Annotated in this window: 1 protein-coding gene; it reads right to left on the bottom strand. The window is 58.0% G+C overall.

Features of this window, described 5'->3' with window-relative positions:
• Window positions 1–52: 52 nt before the first annotated feature.
• Window positions 53–412, bottom strand: a 360-nt coding sequence (locus GNY06_RS00410) for a chorismate-binding protein (protein WP_176589915.1), incomplete at its 5' end; no start/stop codon positions are given.

The following is a 412-nucleotide window of genomic DNA, read 5'->3' as shown; positions in this document are numbered from 1 at the left end:
TGCACGAGGTTATAGGTAAAGCTGTCGTAGTTGTCGATCATCAGCAGCATGTTTATTCCACCTTCCCGCCGGGTTGCGTCTGAATCAGCTCTGCTGCCCGCACAACAGCACGCGCCTTGTTCTGGGTTTCAGCCCATTCGTTTTCCGGCACAGAGTCGGCAACGATGCCGGCACCCGCCTGCACGTACAGGGTTTGGTCCTTGATAACGGCTGTCCGAATGGCAATGGCCAGATCCATGTCGCCGTTAAATCCCAGATAGCCCACCGCCCCTGCATAAATACCTCGTTTGCTGGGCTCCAGTTCGTCGATGATTTCCATCGCCCGCACCTTGGGTGCGCCGGACACCGTGCCCGCCGGGAAGGTGGCGCGCAGCACGTCCATGGAACTCAAATCCGGCTTCAACTTGCCTTC

The organism is Elizabethkingia argenteiflava, assembly GCF_009904105.1.
Classification (GTDB): domain Bacteria; phylum Bacteroidota; class Bacteroidia; order Flavobacteriales; family Weeksellaceae; genus Elizabethkingia; species Elizabethkingia argenteiflava.
This window is presented reverse-complemented; position numbering and strand designations above follow the sequence as displayed.